Below are 1,025 nucleotides of genomic sequence, written 5' to 3'. Positions count from 1 at the left end.
GATATCCGGCCCGAGCATCCTCGCTCCAACGGTCCGGCATGACCCATTGAGCTGTATCGACCACTCTGACATTTCTATCCAAATGTCTATACAAGCCCATAAAATAATCTGCCCGGCCGACAATTGGCGTGAGCTCCTTTTCAATTTTATAGATTGCACCGAGAGAAACTAAAGGCACCGCAAGCTTTAAACCTGCTACAGAAAAGATCAAACACTCGAAGCGATCTTGAGCCCATGAAGGCGGCCCAACTTGTCCAGGCTCACCAGGCGTAACCAAAGCTGTTCTTTTTTCATGTATCTTTTCAATTTCAGAAACTTCAGTAGTCACAGCCTCCCTAGCCTGAACTTTAGCGTCTACCTTGGTATCACTCAGGGGTGCAGGTGCAGAAACGGATACCTTTGGCTTGTCGACAGTTTCAACAAGTACTTCTTGCTTAACCTTTGTTTTAAGCTCGGGCTCGGCTTTAAGACCAAGCTTCGCTTCCAAGCGGGAAAGCTGAGCCGCGCTCAACTTTGACTTTTTCTTCTCCAGAATCGCTAAGGCCGTCTTTCTATCTAGCTTAGTCTGAAGCTTTTGTTCAGTCTTTTGCTCGGTCTTAACTTCAAGCTTTTGCTTTACTTTAAGGTTCTGCTCAGATGACTCTTTAACACTCGGCTTGGTTTTAACCGGCGCAAGCTTTGGAAATGCAGCAGGTATAATCAGAGGTGAAATTTTTGATCTTTCAGGCTCAGCAAATTGAGGCTTAGCCGGCTTCACTTTTGCAAAATTTGCTTTTGCAATAACCTTAGGCTTTAACTTGGATCCTACTCTGCCTTCAAGTGGCTCTTTAGACCTTGTATGCATTACATTCACGGAGTCTAGAGAGTGTAATTCCGCGTCACTAAGCTTGTTTTTGTGTATTGTATCTAAGTCTTTTAAAGGTTGCTGATCGGCAACTGAGCCAAGCATATCAAAGAAGTATTCATCCATAGCATCAGATGAGCTGACATTCTCGTCCTGATCGAATTCACGCCCTCCATGAATA

General features: G+C 44.7%; 1 pseudogene. It reads right to left on the bottom strand.

Going from position 1 to position 1,025, the window contains the following annotated elements:
- Positions 1-1,025: pseudogene (locus A3757_RS27400) on the bottom strand (hypothetical protein); the annotation flags it as partial.

The organism is Oleiphilus sp. HI0117, assembly GCF_001635235.1.
The sequence above is the reverse complement of the archived record's forward strand: the minus strand, read 5'-3'. Positions and strand labels throughout refer to the sequence as shown.